Raw genomic sequence first — 18,781 nt, 5'->3', positions numbered from 1 at the left:
CCGCCCATGCTCCGCCGTCTCACACCCCTGTGTCTCCGTCTCACCGGCCCGCCTACCCTGTTGTCCCATGGACGCTCTCGCCGGACTCCTCGACGGCCCCCGCGCCAGGGGCGCCTTCCTGCTCCGCATGGTCATGGAGCCGCCCTGGTCGGTGCGCATCGAGGACGCCGCCCCGATCTGTGTGATGTGCGTGACCGAGGGCGAGGCCCGGGTCGTTCCCGACACCGGAGAGCCCGTGGTGCTGCGACCCGGGGACATCGCCATCGTCCGCGGCCCGGAGCCGTACACCGTCGCCCACGCCCCCGACGCCCCGCCCACCGCCGTGATCGGGCCCGACGGCGTCTGCACCACCCTCAGCGGGGAGCCGCTCGCCGACCGCATGCGGCTCGGCGTCCGCACCTGGGGCAACGCCCCCGACGGCGGCACCACGGTCCTCGTCGGCACGTACCGGATGGACGGCGAGGTCGGCCGCCGGCTGCTCGACGCCCTGCCGGCGCTGCTCCATCTGCCCGCCGACGCGTGGAACTGCCCCCTCATGCCGTTCCTCGGCGAGGAGATCGCCCGCGACGAACCGGGCCAGACCGTCGTCCTCGACCGCGTCCTCGACCTGCTGCTCATCTCCGGCGTCCGCGCCTGGTTCTCCCGGCCGGGCGCCGAGGCCCCCGCCTGGTACCGGGCCATGGGCGACCCGGTCGTCGGCCGCGCCCTGCGACTGCTCCAGGACGACCCCGCCCATCCCTGGACCGTCGCCTCGCTCGCCGCGAAGGCGGGCGTCTCCCGCGCCGCGCTCGCCCGCCGCTTCACCGAACTCGTCGGCGAGCCCCCGATGTCCTACCTCACCGACTGGCGGCTCGCGCTCGCCGCCGATCTGCTGCGCGAGAGCGACGCCACCGTCGAGTCCGTCGCCCGGCAGGTCGGCTACAGCGGCGCCTTCGCCCTGAGCGCCGCGTTCAAGAGGGTCAGGGGCGTCAGCCCGCAGGAGCACCGCGCCGGGGTGTGACGCGGCCGGCGGCCTGCCGAGCCGGCGGCATGACGCGCCGGGTTCCGAGCCCCGAGTAGGACGATACGAGCAACACAGGATCGATTTTCTTGCCAGAACGGCAACAGTTCTCGCGCTCGCCGACGACTCGACGCACGCTGGACCCATGAGTCAGCACACCGCAACGCACCATGGCCACGCGCACGGCGACGGGCACGGCCACCAGCACACTCCCGGAGACCCGCACACCTCCGGGCACCGGCACAGCCACGGTTCCCACCACGACGGAGCCCCGCTCGACTGGAACGAGATCGCCCCGCTCCTGGAGCGGCAGGCGGAGACCGAGAGCCCCACCTACGCGGACGCCGCCGCCTGGCTCGGCACGCTCACCCCCGCGCAGGGCGTCCGCCGGGTCCTCGACATCGGCAGCGGCCCCGGAGTCGTCACCGGCGTCCTCGCCGAGGCCTTCCCGGCGGCCGAGGCGGTCGCCGTCGACGGCAGCCCCGAGCTCCTCGTCCGCGCCGGTGAACGCGCCCGCGAACACGGCCTCGGCGCCCGCGTCTCCACGCTCCACACCGAACTCCCGGAAGGCATCGCCGAGCTGGGGAGGGCCGACGTGATCTGGGCGGGCAACTCCCTGCACCACATCGGCGACCAGCGGGCCGCGCTCGTCGAGTTCGCGGGCCTGCTGAACCCCGGCGGCCTGATGGTCCTCGTCGAGGGCGGGCTGCCGGCCCGGCACCTGCCCTGGCACATCGGCTTCGGCCGGCCGGGCCTGGAGGCGCGCCTCGACGCCGCCAACGCCGACCGGTTCGCCGGGATGCGCGCCGAGACACCCGGACACAAGGACGAGCCGGACGACTGGCGGTCCCTGCTCGCCGACGCGGGCCTCACCCCCGCCGGCACCCGCACCTTCCTCACCGACGTCCCCGCGCCGGTGTCCCCGGTCGTACGGGAGCTGGCCCTCACCCACTTCGGCCGGGTCCGGGACGGCTACGGCGACCGGCTCGACGCGGACGACCGCGCGACGCTCGACCGGCTCCTCGACCCGGCCGAAGAGCTGTCGCTCCACCACCGCACCGACCTGTTCTACCTCGCTGCCCGCACGGTCCACACCGCTCGCAAGGGCTGAGGACCGCCGCGCCCGTCGGCCGCACCCCGGCAGGTCAGGACACCGGTTCCAACCGCCACCACTGGAACGGGGAGTCGGTGTCCTCCCACTGCCGTACGCTGCCGCCGTCCTCCTTCGAGTCGTCGGCGACCTCCAGGAACAGCCCGCTGATGAAGCTCACCAGGGCGACCGTCCCCGGCGACTGGAGGTCCTGCTCGATGATCCACTCCTGCGCGCCGAAGTTGTTCGCCTTCCACTGCTGGATGCCGGCGCCGTTCTCCGTGGACGCGTTGGCGACGTCGAGCCGCTTGCCGCTGGCCGCGTTGACCAGGTGGTACAACCCGCCGCCGTTCGGCACGGAGGTGATGTGCCAGTGCTGTCCCGGCGTGCCGTTCTCGGTGCCCTGCTGCACCTTGGCGCCGCTGCGGCTCGACCCCTCGTACACCTCGAGGAGCAGCCCGCTCGCCACGTTCCGCACCCGGTAGAGGCCTTCCTCGACGGGCACCGGAGACCCACCACTCACCGCATCGACTCCCTCGCTCGCCGCTCGCCCCACTGCTTCACGGTCCGCCGTCGACTCTATGCCGGGGGTACGACAACGGCGCCGGGGTCCGGGGGGACCTCGGCGCCGTCGTCACCACCACCGCGCGAGCACGACCGGTGTCACACGATGCCCTGCAGGGGCGTCACGCGACCCGTCAGGCGTCGAACTCCGCCGGGTTCGGGCCGAGTCGGCGGTTCTCGTCGAGGGCCGCGATCGCCGCGAGGTCCTCGGCGTCCAGCTCGAAGCCGAAGACGTCGATGTTCTCCCGGATACGGGACGGGGTGACCGACTTGGGGATCACCACGTTGCCCAGCTGGAGGTGCCAGCGCAGCACGACGTGGGCCGGGGTGCGCCCGTGCTTGCGGCCGATCGCGACGATCGCCGGCACGTCCAGGAGCCCCTTGCCCGAGCCGAGCGGCGACCACGCCTCGGTGGCGATGCCGTGCCGGGCGTGCGCCTCGCGGGAGGCCTGCTGGGAGAGCTGCGGGTGGAGCTCGATCTGGTTGACGGCGGGCACGACCGACGTCTCGCCGATCAGCCGCTCCAGGTGCTCCGGGAGGAAGTTCGAGACGCCGATCGCCTTGGCGCGCCCGTCCGCGTAGATCTTCTCGAACGCGCGGTACGTGTCGACGTACGCGTCCTTCGAGGGGACCGGCCAGTGGATCAGGTAGAGGTCGACGTAGTCGAGACCCAGCTTGTCGAGCGAGGCGTCGAAGGCCTTCAGCGTGGAGTCGAAGCCGTGCTCGCTGTTCCACACCTTGGTGGTGACGAACAGGTCCTCGCGGGCGACCCCGGACGCGGCGACGGCACGGCCCGTGCCCTCCTCGTTGCCGTAGATCGCGGCGGTGTCGATCGAGCGATAGCCGGCCTCCAGGGCGGTCGCCACGGCCTTGGCGGCCTCGTCGTCCGGCACCTGCCAGACACCGAAGCCCAGCTGCGGCATCCGCACGCCGTTGTTCAGGGTGACCGAGGGAACCTTGCTGTCCGTGCTCACGTGGAGGGGATCCTTACGTCGTCAGGGGTCCTGTCTTACTTCTCCCACCCTCAACGATCCGCGGGAGCCGCGCATTCCGATCGCCGCATCGGAGCGCTCACCGCGCCGGGCCGCCTCCCGGGTGCCCGCGCCGGGCCGTCTCCCGCGTCGGGCCGTCTCCCGCGGCGCGGCGTCGCCTCCCGCGGCACGGCTCAGCCGTACAACGCCGCGACCTCCGCGGCGTACGCCCGCTCGATCGCCTTCCGCTTCAGTTTCAGGGAAGGCGTCAGCAGCCCGTGCTCCTCGCTGAACGGATGCGCGAGGATCCGGAAGGTGCGGATGGACTCGGCCTGCGAGACCAGCGTGTTCGCCGCCACCACCCCCCGCCGGATCTCCGTCTCCAGGGACGGATCGCGCACCAGCTCCGCCGGCGCGAGCGGCGCACGCCCCTGCATCGCGAGCCAGTGCTCCACCGCCTCCTGGTCGATGGTCACGAGCGCCGCGATGTACGGCCGGTCGTTGCCGACGACGATGCACTGGGCGATCAGCGGGTGCGCCCGCACCCGCTCCTCCAGACCCGTCGGCGCGACGCTCTTGCCGCCCGAGGTCACCAGGATCTCCTTCTTCCGCCCGGTGATCGTCAGATAGCCGTCCTCGTCGAGGGAGCCCAGGTCCCCGGTGGCCAGCCAGCCGTCGTTGAGGACGGCGGCGGTCGCCTCGGGGGCGTTGAGGTAGCCGGAGAAGATCTGGCCGCCGTGCAGCCACACCTCGCCGTCCTCCGCGATGTGCACCGTCGTCCCCGGGACCGGCTGCCCCACCGTGCCGTACCGCGTCCGCTCCGGCGGGTTCGCGGTCGCCGCCGCCGAGGACTCCGTCAGGCCGTACCCCTCGAAGACCGTGACCCCCGCGCCCGCGAAGAACAGCCCCTGCCTGCGGTCCATCGCGGAACCGCCCGACATCGCGTGCCGCAGCCGTCCGCCGAGGGCCGCGCGGACCTTCGCGTACACCGTCTTCTCGAAGAACTGGTGCTGCACGCGCAACGCCGCCGAAGGCCCCGGGCCGGTGCCGAAGGCCTTGTGCTCCAAGGCCTCCGCGTACGCGACCGCCACCTCCACGGCCTTGTCGAACGGGCCCGTCTTCCCCTCCCGCTCCGCCTTGCGCCGCGCCGCGTTGAACACCTTCTCGAAGACGTACGGCACGGCGAGGACGAAACTCGGCCGGAAGGCGGCGAGGTCCGGGATCAGCTCCGCCGCCGCCATCACCGGCTGGTGCCCCAGCTTCACCCCGGTCCGGACCGCCGCCACCTCCACCATCCGTCCGAAGACGTGCGCGAGCGGCAGGAACAGCAGTGTCGACGCCTCCTCGCCCGGCCGGGAACGGAACACCGACTCCCAGCGCCCCACCAGCATGTCCGTCTCGAACATGAAGTTGGAATGGGTGATCACACAGCCCTTGGGGCGGCCGGTCGTCCCCGACGTGTAGATGACCGTCGCCACCGTCTCCGGGGTCACCGCCCGCCGGTGCCGGTGCACGACCTCCTCGTCGATGTCCGCCCCGGCGGCAGTCAGCTCGGCCACCGCGCCCGCGTCCAGCTGCCACAGGCGCTGGAGCCGGGGCAGCCGGTCGATCACCGAACCGATCGTCATCGCGTGGTCCTCGTGCTCCACCACGCAGGCCGTGACCTCGGAGTCGTGCAGCATCCAGAAGACCTGCTCGGCGGAGGACGTCGGATAGACCGGCACGGGCTGCGCGCCGAGCGTCCACAGCGCGAAGTCGAAGAGCGTCCACTCGTAGCGGGTGCGGGCCATGACGGCGACCCGGTCGCCGAACCGCACGCCCTCCGCGATCAGCCCCTTCGCCAGGCCGAGGACCTCGTCCCGGAACCGCGCGGCCGTCACGTCCCGCCACGCGCCGTCCGGTCCCTTCCGGCCGAACGTGATCCGGTCCGGCTCCGTCAGGGCACGCTCGAACACGGCGTCCGCCAGCCCGCCGACCTGAGGCGCCGCCTCGACGGGCGGCACGGTGAACTCGCGCACTGACCTGCTCCTCGACGGCTCGATGGCTGGAAAAGCTCGTTGTAGCGCTCCGTACAGCGCGGGTGACGGTACCCCACCCGACTGCCCGGCGGGAGGGCCTTCACCAAGCCGGGACATTCCGTGTTCGCACAGGTCAGGACGGGTGGCGGCGTCAAGTCAGGGGTACTGCGGGCGCGTTACCGACCGCTCGGTACGTCCACCGGGCGGGAATCTCCACGGAATCTGTACGGGCCGCTCACGGGCCGCCACCCGGCGAGGCACCCCACCTGCACGCACGGGGCCGGTCAGCCAGGCCGGTGCAGCCGGTCGCCGCCCGCCAGGATCGCCTCCGCCAACGCGTCCGCCGCCTCCTGCACCGCCCCGCTCCGGCGCCCCGCCCGCAGCACGAAGCCGACGTCGCCGAGCTCCGGAAGCCCCGCCACCGGCACCAGACCGGGCGGCACCAGACCCCGCGTGTGCGCCATCACGCCGAGCCCCGCACGGGCCGCCGCCACGTTCGCACTCAGGCTGGAACTCGTGCACGCGATCCGCCACGCCCGGCCCTGCGCCTCCAGGGCCTCCAGGGCCCGCGCCCGGGTGATCCCCGGCGGCGGGTACAGGATGAGCGGAACCGGACGGTCGGGATCCAGCCGGAGCCCCGGCGCCCCGATCCAGATCAGGGCGTCCTCCCACACGAGCCGCCCCTCGCTCTCCCCGCCGCGCCGCTTGGCCAGGATCAGATCCAGCCGGCCCGCGGCGAGCCGGGCCTGGAGCGTGCCGGACAGCTCGACCGTCAGCTCCAGGTCGACCTCCGGGTGCTCGCGCCGGAACGACTCCAGGATCTCCGGCAGCCGGGTCGTCACGAAGTCCTCCGACGCCCCGAAACGCAGCCGCCCGCGCAGCCGCGTCCCGCCGAAGTACGCCGCCGCCCGCTCCTGCGCCTGCAGGATCGTGCGCGCGAAACCGAGCATCGCCTCCCCGTCCTCGGTCAGCGCCACCCGATGGGTGTCCCGGGTGAACAGCGGCCGGCCCGTCGCCTCCTCCAGGCGCCGCACATGCTGGCTGACGGTCGACTGCCCCAGCCCGAGACGGTCCGCGGCCCGGGTGAAGCTCAGCGTCTGGGCCACGGCGAGGAAGGTGCGCAGATGGGTGGGCTCGTACACACGACGACGGTAACGCCTCACGTCCGTGCTCATCGCGAAACGTGATGACAGTCAGTGCCCTGTACGGGATTCCCGATCACCGAGGCCTGGGCCAGGATGGAAAGGCGCGAGACGCCCCCTCGCCGAGCACAGAGCAGTGGAGCCGATGACCGCCCGTACGCCCGCCCCCACCCCGCCCCGCCCCGGCACGCCGCGCCGCTCCGGCGCCCCGAGCCGCCCCGGCACGCCGCGCCGCACCCTCCGGCTGCCGTCCTGGCTCCCCGTCGACGGGTACATCCTGGCGCTGTTCGGCACGGTCGGCCTCGCCGCGCTCCTCCCCGCGTCCGGCGCCGCCGCCCACGTCGCGGAAGGCGCGTCCACCGGAGCCGTCGCCCTCCTCTTCTTCCTCTACGGCGCCCGGCTCTCCACCCGCGAGGCACTCGACGGCCTCAAGCACTGGCGGCTCCACCTCACCGTCCTCGGCAGCACCTTCCTGCTCTTCCCGCTCCTCGGACTCGCCGCCCGCGGCCTCGTCCCCACCGTGCTCACCCCCCAGCTCTACAGCGGCCTCCTCTTCCTCTGCCTGGTGCCGTCCACCATCCAGTCCTCCATCGCCTTCACGTCGATCGCGCGCGGCAACGTCCCCGCCGCGATCTGCGCGGGCTCCTTCTCCTCCCTCGCCGGCATCGTCCTCACCCCGCTGCTCGCCGCACTGCTCCTCGGCAACAGCGCGGGCGGCCTCTCCGCCGACGCGCTCATGAAGATCGTGCTCCAACTCCTCGTACCGTTCCTCGCCGGACAATTCCTGCGCCGCTGGGTCGGCGGCTTCCTCGTCCGCCACAAGAAGGTCCTCGGGTACGTCGACCGGGGCTCGATACTCCTCGTCGTCTACACCGCCTTCAGCCAGGGCATGGTCGCCGGCATCTGGCACCTGGTGACCCCGGCCCGGCTCGGCCTGCTGCTCGCCGCCGAGGCCGTCCTGCTCGCGGCGATGCTGGCCCTGACCTGGTACGGAGCCGGGCGCCTCGGCTTCGGCCGGGCGGACCGGATCGCGATCCAGTTCGCCGGTTCGAAGAAGAGCCTGGCGGCCGGGCTGCCGATGGCGAGCGTCCTCTTCGGCCCCCAGGCAGCCCTCGCCGTGCTCCCGCTGATGCTCTTCCACCAGATGCAGCTGATGGTGTGCGCGGTGATCGCGAAGCGCCGCGCCCGTGACGCGGACGAGGACCCCGGGACGGAGGGGACCGCGGTGGCTCCCTCCGCGACGCCCTCCGTAGGCCGGATCACACCCACGACCACCCCGGGATGATCATCGCGGCCGCTACGGTGCTCCCATGCCCGCACTCGATTCCGGCCGCACCGCGCTCGTCCTCGTCGACCTCATGGAACGCATCGTCGCGCTGCCCCTCGCGCCCCGCCCCGGCACCGACGTCCTCACGGCCGCCGCCCGGCTCGCCGACACCTTCCGGGCCGCCGACGCGCCCGTCGTCCACATCCGGGTCGAACGCCCGAACGTCGAAGCCCAGCCGCCCGGCAGCGAACTCGTCGCCGACCTCGTCCGGGACAGCGAGCCCGTCGTCGTCAAGCGCACCATCGGCGGTTTCCACGACACCGGACTCCATGAACTCCTCACGGGGTTCGGCGCCACCACCCTCGTCTTCGGCGGCATCGCCACCAACCTCGGTGTCGAATCCACCGCCCGCGCGGCCGGCGACCTCGGCTACGACCTCGTCTTCGCCGAGGACGCCATGAGCGCGCTCACCGCCGACGAGCACCGCGCCTCCGTCGACCTCGACTTCCCGCGCCTCGGCACGGTCGCCCCCGTCGCCGAGATCACCCTCAAGGCCTCGTCGTCCGCCACCACCCCGGACGGCTCGGCGTCCGCGACCACCCCGGACGACTCGGCCACCGGGACTACCTCGGACGGCTCGGCGTCCGCCACCACCCCGGACGGCTCGGCGTCCGCGACCACCCCGGACGGCCGCGCGTGACCCGGGTCCCGATACGTTACGGGGCCCGCCCCTGCTCCCTCGTCGTCTGCCGCGGCTGCTGCTGCGGCGACGCCCGCAAGAACCCCGGCACCGACCACGCCGGGCAGCTCGCCCGCCTCCGCGAGGCCGCCGCTGCCTCCGGCGGCCGCCTCGCCGTCCGTACGAGCGACTGCCTCGGCCCCTGCGCCCAGGCCAACATCGTCGTCGTCCAGCCCTCCACCGAGGGCCGGCGGCGCGGCGGCCGGGCCGCCTGGGTCGCCTTCACCCTCGACCAGGACGCCCTCGACGACATCCTCGCCTGGACGGCCGCCGGCGGCCCCGGCATCGCCCCGCCCCCGGCCACCCTCGCCCTCCAGATGATCGACCCGCCGAAGAACTGACCCCGCCCACGGGCCCCACGCGACGCGGTGGGGCCCGTGGGGCGCCCGGGCCCTTGTCACGGTCGGCCAAGGGGTACGGGTGAATCTTGGTGGTTTACGTCACCTGTTACCCATCAGTCGCTGGCAACACTGGGAAATCCTGCCGGACGATCGAACCACCGAGGGGGTCCCGGGATGACGGGCACTCGCATTGCCGCGCTCGGGCACTACCAGCCCGCCAAGGTGCTCACCAACCATGACCTCGCGGAGTTGGTCGACACCGACGACGCGTGGATCACCAGCCGGGTCGGTATCCGCACCCGGCACATCGGAGGGCCCGACGAACCCGTCGACGAGCTCGCCGCGCACGCGGCGGGCAAGGCCCTGGCCACCGCCGGCCTCACCCCCGACGACATCGACCTCGTCCTCGTCGCGACCTCCACGGCCATCGACCGCTCGCCCAACACGGCCGCCCGCGTCGCCGCCCGCCTCGGCATGACCTCCCCGGCCACCATGGACCTCAACGTGGTCTGCGCCGGGTTCACCCACGCCCTGGCCACCGCCGACCACGCCGTACGGGCCGGTGGGTCCCGCCGCGCGCTGGTGATCGGCGCCGACAAGATGAGCGACGTGGCCGACTGGACCGACCGCACCACCTGCGTCCTCGTCGGCGACGGCGCGGGCGCCGCGATCGTCGAGGCCGTGGACGACGAGGCGCCGGGTGCCGTGCGCGGCATCGGCCCGGTCCTGTGGGGCTCGGTCCCGGAGATGGGCCACGCCGTCCGGATCGAGGGCACCCCGCCCCGCTTCGCGCAGGAGGGCCAGAGCGTCTACCGCTGGGCCACCCAGCAGCTGCCCGCCCTCGCCCGGCAGGCCTGCGAGCGGTCCGGCATCGGCCCCGAGGAGCTCGCGGGCGTCGTCCTGCACCAGGCGAACCTGCGGATCATCGAGCCGCTCGCCGCCAAGATCGGCGCCGTCAACGCGATCGTCGCCCGCGATGTCGTCGACTCCGGCAACACGTCGGCCGCCTCCATCCCGCTGGCCCTCGCCAAGCTCGTCGAACGCGGTGAACTCACCTCGGGCGCCCCGGTCCTGCTCTTCGGCTTCGGCGGCAACCTGTCGTACGCGGGCCAGGTCGTCCGGGTGCCGTAGCGCGGCCGCTCCGGGCCCGCGTCCGGGTGCCGCGACCACCGGCTTCGCGGTCTCCGTCGGGGCGCCGCGATCACCGGTCTCGTGGTCTCCGTCCGGGTGCCGCGATCACCGGTCTCGTGGTCTCCGTCCGGGTGCCGCGACCACCGGCCTCGCGGTCCTCGTCCACACGCCCCGACCAGGGGCCGGCGCGGGCCCAGGCCAGGCGCCGTGGCACGGCTCGGCTCGTCCCGCCCCCGTGCGTCGAGGGACGGTGCCGGGTCCGTCCGCCGTGCCCCGTTCGGCGGAGCCCCGTTGGCGGCGCGCCGGTGGCGGACCTAGCTTCGATCGCGGTGAGGGTCGTCGTATTCCGGGCACGGAATCGCTCCGTGACCGATCCCTCCCGTGATCTGGAGGACCGTCATGCGCGCGATACGTGCCGCTTCCGCCGTCCTGCTGAGCGCCGCCGCCGTGGTGGTCACGGTCGCGCCGGCCGCCCTCGCGGGCGAGGACGACCACGACATCACGTCGTTCGGCTTCTCCGTCAGTCCCGAGACCGTCGCCCCCGGCGGCACCGTGACGCTGAAGTCCGACGGCTGCGAAGTGCCGTCGGTGACCGTCACCTCCGGGGTGTTCGACACGGTGACCCTCAACGAGGGCCGTTCGGGCAACGCCACCGTGGATGTCGACGCCAAGGCCGGCGCCCAGTACGAGATCACCTTCGACTGCAAGGGCGAGCGAGGCACCACCACGCTCACCATCTCCCAGGGCACCACCGGCGGGAACACCGGCGGGCACGACGAGAGCCGGCCGCCCGGAGCGCACAAGGGCGTGAAGGCCGGCTACGGCACCGCCGCCGCCTCCGGCGCGGACACCGACGGCCTCGGCGTCACCGAGGTGGTCACGGGTGTGCTGCTCATCGTCGGGGCGCTCGGCGCCGCCGTCGTCCTGACCCGCCGCCGCGCCACCGACGGCCGCGCCTGACGGCCGGTACCACGGAGGCCTGAAACGGCCCCTCCGCCCCGGTGTGACGAGGTCCGGGACGGAGGGGCGCCACACCCGGCGGACGCCCGTGCGCGGGCGCCGCCGGGCACGCGATCAAGGGCACGGACGGCGGGCGGCCCGCCGACACGCGAGGTCGGTGCGCGAGACCGCCCCGCGAGGTCGATGCGAAGTCGGCCCGGACGGTGGGCGGTCGGCCCGCGCACGGCGCGAGGAGGAGAGCGGGCGTGGGGCGGTCGGACACGACGGGTCTTCCGGGCGGCGGGATGCGGGCGGACGGTGCGGGACGGCACGGCGCCTGGGGGCTCGTCGCCGTCGTCCTCCTCGTCGGCGTCCACCTCGTCCGCGGCGGTACGGACGAGATCCGGGCCGACGGCCCCCCGCAGCCGCTCTCCGCCGCCGCCCCCGACGGCAGCCGCGCCGAAGCCGCGCTCGTCCCCGCCTCCGTACCCGATCCGCTGCCCCCGTCGACCCCGCTCCGGGTCCGCGTCCCCGCCGTCCGGATCGACGCGCCGATCACCAAGGTCGGGCTCGACGCCGACGGCTGGATCGAGGCCCCGCCGCCCGAGGAGAACCGGCTCGCGGGCTGGTTCACCGGCGCGGTCACCCCCGGCGAGCGCGGCACGGCCGTCGTCGTCGGGCATGTCGACGTCCCCGGCGGCCGCGCCGTCTTCTACGACCTCGGCGCCGTCCGCAAGGGACACCGCGTGGAGATCGCGCGCCGCGACGGCCGGACCGCCGTCTTCGCCGTGTACGGGGTCGAGGTCGTCCCCAAGGACGGCTTCCCCGCCGAGCGGGTCTACGGCGATGCCGGCGCGCCCGAGCTGCGCCTGATCACCTGCGGCGGCACGTTCACCGAGGGGAACGGCTACGCGGGCAACGTGGTGGTCTCGGCCCGCCTGGTCGAGGTCCGCTGACCCTTCTCCCGCCCCCGACCCCGCCTTTGTCCCCAACCGGGAAAAAGTCGGGGCGGATTCCTGCGCAACTTCTTCCCACTCCGGTACGCCGCTGCTACGTTCCCCTCGAAAGCACGAAGACGAGCACGTACGAGAGGGAGGGGCGCGTGAGACGCATGACGGCACGACCTGCCAACCGACATCAGGCGCGACTCCTCAGGCTGTTGCGCGACGGGGGACCCAACTCCCGCGCACAGCTGGGAGATCAGATCGATCTCTCCCGCTCCAAGCTCGCCGTCGAGGTCGACCGGCTCCTGGAGACCGGTCTCGTCGTCGCCGACGGCTTCGCCGCCTCCCGGGGCGGCCGTCGCTCGCACAACATCCGGCTCGCGCCCGAACTCCGCTTCCTCGGCATCGACATCGGCGCCACCTCCATCGATGTCGCCGTCACCAACGCCGAGTTGGAGGTGCTCGGGCACCTCAACCACCCCATGGACGTCCGCGAGGGCCCCGTCGCCGTCTTCGAACAGGCCCTGTCGATGGCGGCGAAGCTCCGCTCCACCGGGCTCGCGGAGGGCTTCGACGGCGCCGGAATCGGCGTCCCCGGACCCGTCCGCTTCCCCGAGGGCGTCCCCGTCGCACCGCCGATCATGCCCGGCTGGGACGGCTTCCCCGTACGGGAGGCGCTCAGCCAGGAACTCGGCTGCCCCGTCATGGTCGACAACGACGTGAACCTCATGGCCATGGGGGAGCAGCACGCCGGCGTCGCCCGCTCGGTCGGCGACTTCCTCTGCGTCAAGATCGGCACCGGCATCGGCTGCGGCATCGTCGTCGGCGGAGAGGTCTACCGCGGTACGACGGGCAGTGCGGGCGACATCGGACACATCCAGGTCGAACCCGACGGCCGCCCCTGCGCCTGCGGCAACAACGGCTGCCTGGAAGCCCACTTCAGCGGCGCCGCCCTGGCCCGCGACGCCGAGGACGCGGCGCGCGGCGGCGGGTCGGAGGAGCTCGCCGCCCGGCTCGCTTCGGCCGGCCGGCTGACCGCCGTCGACGTCGCGGCGGCCGCCGCCGCCGGAGACGCCACCTCACTCGCCCTCATCCGTGAGGGCGGAAACCGGGTCGGGCAGGTCATCGCCGGACTCGTCAGCTTCTTCAACCCCGGTCTGGTGGTGATCGGAGGCGGAGTCACCGGCCTCGGTCACAACCTCCTCGCCAGCGTCCGCACCCAGGTCTACCGGCAGTCCCTGCCCCTGGCCACCGGCAACCTGCCCATCGTCCTCGGCGAACTCGGCCAGACAGCCGGCGTCACGGGCGCGGCCCGCCTCATCAGCGACCACCTCTTCTCCCCGGCGTAACACCTCCCTAGCTCGTCGGGGTTGCTCCCCAGTGGTGTGTGCATGCGTTCCTCCCCCGGACTCCGTCCGGGGCCCCCAGCGCGGAACGGTTGGGCACACACCACCCACCGGCCCGCACCACCCCACGTCCACCCGCTCCGGCGCCACCCGCACCCGCCGAGGGGACCTCCGCCATGCCTCAAGAACCCCAACAGCCCCAAGACCCCCAAGAACACCCGCCCCTCCTCACCATGTCCGGAATCACCAAGTCCTTCCCCGGTGTCCGCGCCCTCGACGGCGTCGACCTGGAGGTCGCCCCCGGCGAGGTCCACTGCCTCCTGGGCCAGAACGGTGCCGGCAAGTCCACCCTCATCAAGGTCCTCGCCGGCGCCCACCAGCCCGACGAGGGCCGGATCACCTGGAACGGCGCACCCGTACGGCTCCGCTCCCCGAGCGCCGCCGTCCGCCTCGGCATCGCCACCATCTACCAGGAACTCGACCTCGTCGAAGGCCTCTCCGTCGCCGAGAACGTCCACCTCGGCCACGAACCCACCACCGCCGGATTCGTCCGAACCCGCGACGCGCGGGAGACCACCACCGCCCTCCTGAAACGCCTCGGCCACCCCGAGATCGACCCGGCCCGCCGCGTCGGCGAACTCTCCGCCGCCCAGCAGCAGATCGTCTCCATGGCCCGCGCCCTCTCCCACGACGTCCGCCTCATCGTCATGGACGAGCCGTCCGCCGCCCTCGACCCCGACGAGGTCGCCAACCTCTTCCGGATCGTCGCGGACCTCACCGCCGACGGCGTCGCCGTCGTCTACATCTCCCACCGCCTGGAGGAGATCCGCCGCATCGGCGACCGCGTCACCGTCCTCAAGGACGGCCGCGCCGTCGCCCGCGGACTGCCCGCCGCGACCACCCCGACCCGTGAGGTCGTCGCCCTCATGACCGGCCGCGACGTCCCGTACGTCTTCCCCGAACGCCCCGCCCGCCCACCGACGGGCGAACCCGTCCTACGAATCCAAGGACTCGCCAGGAAAGGGGAGTTCGAGGCTCTCGACCTCGAACTCCGCCCCGGTGAGATCGTCGGCCTCGCCGGGCTCGTCGGGTCCGGCCGCTCCGAGATCCTGGAGACCGTCTACGGGGCGCGGAAGCCCACTGCGGGCCGGGTCACCGTCGACGGACGGCCCCTGCGCCCCGGCAGCGTCCCCGCCGCCGTCGCCGCCGGACTCGGCCTCGCCCCCGAGGAACGCAAGGCGCAGGGCCTGCTCCTCCTCGAATCCGTCACCCGCAACGTCTCCGTCTCCTCCCTCGCCCGCTTCTCCCGGGCCGGCTGGATCGACCGCGCCGCCGAACGCGAGACCGCCAGGACCGCCACCCGCACCCTGTCGCTGCGCCCCGACCTCCCGGACGCCCCGGTCCGTACCCTCTCCGGCGGCAACCAGCAGAAGGCCGTCCTCGCCCGCTGGCTCCTCCGGGGCTGCCGGGTCCTCCTCCTCGACGAACCCACCCGGGGCGTCGACGTCGGCGCCCGAGCCGAGCTGTACGCGGTCATCCGCGGGCTCGCCGACGACGGCCTCGCCGTCCTCCTCGTCTCCAGCGAGGTCCCCGAGGTCCTCGGCCTCGCCGACCGCGTCCTGGTCCTCCGCGAGGGCCGCGTCGTCCACCAGGCCCCCGCCCGTGACCTCGACGAACACCGCGTACTCGACCTCGTGATGGAAGGGAGCCCTGCGGAATGACGCTCACCACCCCGGCCAAGGCGCGGCCCCAGGAGGGGCGTTGGCGCACGCTCGGTCTCAGGGCCGACGTCCGCAACCTGTCGCTGCTCGGCGTGCTCGCCGTACTGATCGTCGTCGGCGGGCTCACCCGGCCCGCCGAGTTCCTCGCCACCTCCAACCTCCAACTCGTTCTGACGCAGGCCTCCGTGATCGGCGTCGTCACCGTCGGCATGACCTTCGTCATCACCAGCGGCGGCATCGACCTCTCCGTCGGAGCGATCGTCGCCCTCGCGTCCGTATGGGCCACGACCCTCGCCACCCAGGAGTTCGGTTTCGCCGGCATCCTCTTCACCGCCGTCGCCGTCGGACTCGGCTGCGGCCTCGTGAACGGCGTCCTCGTCGCGTACGGCGGCATGGTCCCCTTCATCGCGACCCTCGCCATGCTGGCCTCGGCCCGCGGCCTCGCCCTCCAGATCACCGACGGCAAGACGCAGATCGTCACCGTCCCGTCCGTCCTCGACCTCGGCCTCCCCGACGCCTACGTCCTCGGCATCCCGCCGCTCGTCCTCGTGTTCGCGGCCGTCACCGTCGCCGGCTGGCTGCTCCTCAACCGGACCACCTTCGGCCGCCGCACCATCGCCGTCGGGGGCAACCCGGAGGCCGCCCGCCTCGCCGGCATCGACGTACGCCGCCAGCGGCTCTTCCTCTATCTGCTCTCCGGCCTGTGCTGCGGCATCGCCGCCTTCCTGCTCGTCGTGCTCGCCGGCTCCGGCCAGAACACCAACGGCAACCTGTACGAGCTCGACGCCATCGCCGCCGCCATCATCGGCGGCACCCTCCTCAGCGGCGGCCGGGGCACCATCGTCGGATCCGTCCTCGGCGTCCTCGTCTTCACGACGATCACCAACATCTTCGCGCTCAACAACCTGCAGAGCGACGTCCAGCAGATCGCCAAGGGCGCGATCATCGTCGCCGCCGTCCTGCTCCAGCGCCGCACGGTCCGCGACGGAACCTGACCGGACACCCGCCGCACACGCCCCCTCACCACCACCCCCTTCACCACCACCCCCTTCACCACCACCCGCTCGGAAGGGATCCACCGCCATGCCCGAAACCAGCCGCAGACACCTCCTCCTCGGCGGCGCGGCCGTCTCCGCCGGCGCCCTGCTCACGGCCTGTACGAGCAACGAGCCGAAAGCCGCCAACGGCACATCGCCCGTCGGGAGCGCCGCGCCGGCCGCCGACGACAAGCCCGGCACCCCCGTCACCATCGGCTTCGCCGGCCCGCAGGCCGACCACGGCTGGCTCAACGCCATCAACGACAACGCCGAGCGGCGCGCGAAGAAGTACTCCGACGTCACCCTGGAGATCACCGAGGGCTCCAACGACACCGCCACCCAGATCGGCCAGGTCCAGACCCTCATCAACAAGAAGGTCGACGTCCTCGTCATCCTCCCCGCCGACGGCAAGGCCCTCACCCAGATCGGCCTCCAGGCCATGAAGGCCGGCATCCCCGTCATCAACCTCGACCGGATCTTCGCCTCCCCGCAGGCCTACCGCTGCTGGATCGGCGGCGACAACTACGGCATGGGCCTCAACGCCGGCAACTTCATCGGCGAACAGCTCAAGGACAAGCCGAACGCCACGGTCGTCGAACTCGCCGGCATGGACAGCCTCGAACTCACCAAGCAGCGCACCCAGGGCTTCGACGACGCCCTCAAGAACTACCCCAACATCCGCAAGGTCGCCCGCCAGGCAGCCGACTTCACCGTCGAGTCGGGACAGGCCAAGATGGCCCAACTCCTGCAGGCGCAGCCGAAGTTCGACGCGCTGTGGAACCATGACGACGACCAGGGGGTCGGCGCGCTCCGGGCCGTCGCCCAGGCCGGCCGCAAGGACTTCCTCATGGTCGGCGGCGCCGGCGCCAAGTCCGCCATGGACGCCATCAAGGCCGACACCGGCGTCCTCAAGGCCACCGTCCTCTACCCGCCGACCATGGCCGCCTCCGCGATCGACCTCGCCCGCGCCCTCGGCCAGAAGAAGGGCGTCGGCGGCATGTCCGAGCTGGAGATCCCCGCCTCGATCACCCTCTACTCGGCCGTCGTCACCAAGGAGAACGTCGACGAGTACATGCCCACCGGCTTCAGCTGACCGACCCGGACCCGGGAGGCCCGCACCGGGAGGCCCGCACCGGGCCGTCCGCTCCGGGCCGCCCGGCCGGACCGGCCCCCGGGCGGCCCGACCGCCCCCGGGGAGCAGCAACTCGCCGCACCACGAAACGGAGGAACCGTATGGAACAGACGGAGAGCGGGGCCGCACCGCCGACGCTCGGCATCGGCATGGTCGGCTACGCGTTCATGGGAGCCGCCCACTCACAGGGCTGGCGCACCGCGGGCCGCGTCTTCGACCTGCCGCTGCGACCCGTCCTCGCCGCCGTCGCGGGCCGTGACGCCACCGCCGTCCGGGCCGCCGCCCGACGACACGGCTGGGCCGCCGCCGAAACCGACTGGCGCGCGCTGATCGCCCGCGACGACGTCCAGCTCGTCGACGTCTGCACCCCGGGCGACAGCCATGCGGAGATCGCCGTCGCCGCCCTGGAGGCCGGCAAGCACGTGCTGTGCGAAAAGCCGCTCGCCAACTCGGTCGCCGAGGCCGAGACCATGGTCGCGGCCGCCGAAGCGGCCGCCGCCCGGGGCCAGATCGCCATGGTCGGCTTCAACTACCGCCGGGTGCCCGCCCTTTCGTACGCCCGGCAGCTCATCGCGGACGGCCGCCTCGGCACCCTGCGGCACGTCCGCGTCACCTACCTCCAGGACTGGCTGGTCGATCCCGCCTTCCCGCTCACCTGGCGCCTGGAACGCGAACACGCCGGCTCCGGCGCGCTCGGAGACCTGGGGGCGCACGCCGTCGACCTCGCCCAGTACCTGGCGGGGGAGCCGCTCGTCGGCGTCTCTGCGCTCACCGAGACCTTCGTACGGAAGCGTCCGCTGCTCGCGGGCGTCGCCGCGGGCGGTCTCGCCGGGGGAGCGGGATCGGAGGCGTACGGACAGGTCACCGTCGACGACGCGGCCCTGTTCACCGGGCGGCTCGCCTCCGGCGCGCTCGCCTCCTTCGAGGCCACCAGGATGGCCGCCGGCCGCAAGAACGCGCTACGGCTGGAGATCAACGGGGAACGCGGCTCGCTCGCCTTCGACCTGGAGCGGCTCAACGAACTGTCCTTCCACGACCACACCGAACCGGCGGTCTCGGCGGGCTTCCGCCGCATCCTCGTGACCGAACCCGACCACCCGTACCTGGAGGGCTGGTGGCCACCCGGTCACGCGCTCGGCTACGAGCACACCTTCGCCCACCAGGCACGCGACCTGGTCCACGCCGTCGCGAGCGGCATCGCCCCGGCGCCCTCCTTCTCCGACGGCCTCCAGGTCCAGCGGGTCCTGGCCGCGGTGGAGGAGAGCGCCCGGAGCAACGCGGTCTACACCCCGGTCGGCCTCCCGGTCCACACTGCCGCCGACGCCTCGGCCGACAAGCCCGCCGAGGCGCACCCCGACACCCCCGCCGACACATCCGTACCGAGCTAGGAGGCGCCCGA

16 protein-coding genes and 1 pseudogene are annotated in these 18,781 nt (G+C 73.1%); 13 read left to right on the top strand and 4 right to left on the bottom strand.

Annotation, left to right across the window (positions count from 1 at the left end; all coding sequences use genetic code 11):
- Positions 1–67: 67 nt before the first annotated feature.
- Together ACIP84_RS06665 and ACIP84_RS06660 are read left to right on the top strand one after the other, a co-directional pair.
- Positions 68–1,000 (top strand): AraC family transcriptional regulator, encoded by a 933-nt coding sequence (locus ACIP84_RS06665; RefSeq protein ID WP_401795263.1) that lies wholly within the window; start codon positions 68–70, stop codon positions 998–1,000.
- Between the two features lie 145 nt (positions 1,001–1,145).
- On the top strand, positions 1,146–2,111 hold the full coding sequence (locus ACIP84_RS06660; protein WP_401795260.1) for a class I SAM-dependent methyltransferase: 966 nt from the start codon (positions 1,146–1,148) through the stop codon (positions 2,109–2,111).
- Positions 2,112–2,145: 34 nt separating this feature from the next.
- Here the strand turns inward: ACIP84_RS06660 and ACIP84_RS06655 are convergent, their stop codons facing one another.
- The 4 genes from ACIP84_RS06655 to ACIP84_RS06640 form a co-directional block, all read right to left on the bottom strand.
- Positions 2,146–2,613 carry an RICIN domain-containing protein gene (locus ACIP84_RS06655; RefSeq protein ID WP_401795257.1) on the bottom strand — a complete coding sequence of 156 codons (468 nt, stop codon included), beginning with the start codon at positions 2,611–2,613 and terminating at the stop codon, positions 2,146–2,148.
- A gap of 175 nt (positions 2,614–2,788) precedes the next feature.
- Positions 2,789–3,577, bottom strand: coding sequence for an aldo/keto reductase (locus tag ACIP84_RS06650; protein WP_401795711.1), 789 nt, complete (start codon positions 3,575–3,577; stop codon positions 2,789–2,791).
- Between the two features lie 242 nt (positions 3,578–3,819).
- Entirely contained in the window at positions 3,820–5,643 is a 1,824-nt protein-coding gene (locus ACIP84_RS06645; RefSeq protein ID WP_355958886.1) for a long-chain fatty acid--CoA ligase, read from the bottom strand.
- 284 nt (positions 5,644–5,927) lie between these two features.
- On the bottom strand, positions 5,928–6,785 hold the full coding sequence (locus tag ACIP84_RS06640; protein WP_401795254.1) for a LysR substrate-binding domain-containing protein: 858 nt from the start codon (positions 6,783–6,785) through the stop codon (positions 5,928–5,930).
- A gap of 145 nt (positions 6,786–6,930) precedes the next feature.
- On the opposite strand from ACIP84_RS06640, the gene ACIP84_RS06635 reads away from it, so the two are divergent.
- The 11 genes and pseudogenes from ACIP84_RS06635 (at position 6,931) to ACIP84_RS06585 (ending at position 18,770) form a co-directional block, all read left to right on the top strand.
- Positions 6,931–8,070 (top strand): bile acid:sodium symporter family protein, encoded by a 1,140-nt coding sequence (locus ACIP84_RS06635; RefSeq protein ID WP_401795251.1) that lies wholly within the window; start codon positions 6,931–6,933, stop codon positions 8,068–8,070.
- 25 nt (positions 8,071–8,095) lie between these two features.
- A pseudogene (locus ACIP84_RS06630) lies at positions 8,096–8,602 on the top strand (isochorismatase family protein); the annotation flags it as partial.
- Positions 8,603–8,748: 146 nt separating this feature from the next.
- Positions 8,749–9,132, top strand: a complete 384-nt coding sequence (locus ACIP84_RS06625) for a (2Fe-2S) ferredoxin domain-containing protein (protein ID WP_401795248.1) — start codon at positions 8,749–8,751, stop codon at positions 9,130–9,132.
- Between the two features lie 174 nt (positions 9,133–9,306).
- Entirely contained in the window at positions 9,307–10,263 is a 957-nt protein-coding gene (locus ACIP84_RS06620; protein WP_355958895.1) for a beta-ketoacyl-ACP synthase III, read from the top strand.
- Positions 10,264–10,662: 399 nt separating this feature from the next.
- Positions 10,663–11,223 carry a hypothetical protein gene (locus tag ACIP84_RS06615; RefSeq protein WP_355958896.1) on the top strand — a complete coding sequence of 187 codons (561 nt, stop codon included), beginning with the start codon at positions 10,663–10,665 and terminating at the stop codon, positions 11,221–11,223.
- Between the two features lie 284 nt (positions 11,224–11,507).
- Positions 11,508–12,158 (top strand): class F sortase, encoded by a 651-nt coding sequence (locus tag ACIP84_RS06610; RefSeq protein ID WP_355959037.1) that lies wholly within the window; start codon positions 11,508–11,510, stop codon positions 12,156–12,158.
- Positions 12,159–12,313: 155 nt separating this feature from the next.
- Positions 12,314–13,495: an ROK family transcriptional regulator gene (locus ACIP84_RS06605; protein ID WP_355958898.1), complete on the top strand. Its 1,182-nt coding sequence runs from the start codon at positions 12,314–12,316 to the stop codon at positions 13,493–13,495.
- A gap of 230 nt (positions 13,496–13,725) precedes the next feature.
- Positions 13,726–15,213, top strand: coding sequence for a sugar ABC transporter ATP-binding protein (locus ACIP84_RS06600; protein WP_401795243.1), 1,488 nt, complete (start codon positions 13,726–13,728; stop codon positions 15,211–15,213).
- The gene (locus ACIP84_RS06595; RefSeq protein WP_401795240.1) at positions 15,210–16,208 is read left to right on the top strand and encodes an ABC transporter permease; all 999 of its coding nucleotides are present in this window, start codon (positions 15,210–15,212) and stop codon (positions 16,206–16,208) included. Before ACIP84_RS06600 ends, ACIP84_RS06595 begins: the two co-directional genes overlap by 4 nt.
- Positions 16,209–16,296: 88 nt before the next feature.
- Positions 16,297–17,343, top strand: a complete 1,047-nt coding sequence (locus ACIP84_RS06590; protein WP_401795237.1) for a substrate-binding domain-containing protein — start codon at positions 16,297–16,299, stop codon at positions 17,341–17,343.
- Between the two features lie 140 nt (positions 17,344–17,483).
- Positions 17,484–18,770, top strand: a complete 1,287-nt coding sequence (locus ACIP84_RS06585) for a Gfo/Idh/MocA family protein (protein ID WP_401795234.1) — start codon at positions 17,484–17,486, stop codon at positions 18,768–18,770.
- The last annotated feature ends 11 nt before the right edge of the window (positions 18,771–18,781 follow it).

This window comes from Streptomyces sp. NPDC088707 (assembly GCF_044752725.1).
Taxonomy (GTDB): Bacteria; Actinomycetota; Actinomycetes; order Streptomycetales; family Streptomycetaceae; genus Streptomyces.
The sequence above is the reverse complement of the archived record's forward strand: the minus strand, read 5'-3'. Positions and strand labels throughout refer to the sequence as shown.